The sequence below is a fragment of the Paraburkholderia sp. UCT31 genome (assembly GCF_014397655.1).
Classification (GTDB): Bacteria; Pseudomonadota; Gammaproteobacteria; order Burkholderiales; family Burkholderiaceae; genus Paraburkholderia; species Paraburkholderia tuberum.
In genome coordinates this window covers 1-827 of sequence record NZ_VZQP01000195.1, presented here as the reverse complement: position 1 = coordinate 827, position 827 = coordinate 1, and the positions used below count along the sequence as shown (strand labels likewise).

The 827-nt window shown below is 59.7% G+C and carries 1 pseudogene; it reads left to right on the top strand.

Features of this window, described 5'->3' with window-relative positions:
* A pseudogene (locus tag F6X40_RS41595) lies at positions 1-827 on the top strand (IS4 family transposase); the annotation flags it as partial.

The following is an 827-nucleotide window of genomic DNA, read 5'->3' as shown; positions in this document are numbered from 1 at the left end:
CCGGGTGGGCAGCTATCCTCAATTGCGCGCAGTCACGCTCACCGCCATTGCAACGCGTCTGGTGCGCGATGCCAGCTTCGGTCCTTACGACACCAATGAGATGATCTGGGCGCGTGAGCTTATCCCGCGCGTGCCAGACAGCTCCATTACCGTGTTCGACAAAGGGTTCCTGTCGGCCCAGTTGCTATGCAACCTGGTCTCGGGTGGCCAGAACCGGCATTTCATCATCCCGGCCAAGTCCAATACGCGTTGGGAGGTGCTGAGCGGGCACGATGGTGATCAGATCGTGCGCATGCGCGTGTCACCCCAGGCACGAGCGCAATGTTCGCAACTGCCCGAATTCTGGCAAGCCCGTGCGGTGCTTGCCGTCGATGCCCGCGGCCGGCAGCGCATATTGCTCACGTCGCTGACCGATCGAAGGCGATTCAAGGCAATTGATATTGTGGCGTGCCATGAGCGTCGCTGGCAGATCGAGACCAGCTACCACGAGTTGAAGCAATCGATGCTGGGCATGCAGCTGACGCTTCGCAGCCACACCGTGCAAGGCGTCTACCAGGAACTCTGGGGAGCCCTGATCGCCTACAACCTGATCCGTCTGGAAATAGCCAAAGCGGCTCTTGATGCCGGGCACGCGCCCAACGATCTGAGCTTCATCCGGGCCTTTCATATCATCTAGTATGAAATGACATGGGCAGCCGTGACGCGCTCGTACGGCAAACTTCCCATGCTGCTGACTCGCTTGCGCGAGCGGCTCAAGCAGCTTCTCAACGAAAAACGGCCCGGGCGCACTTGCGCTCGGGCCGTCAAATCCAGACCTTTCCGTTATA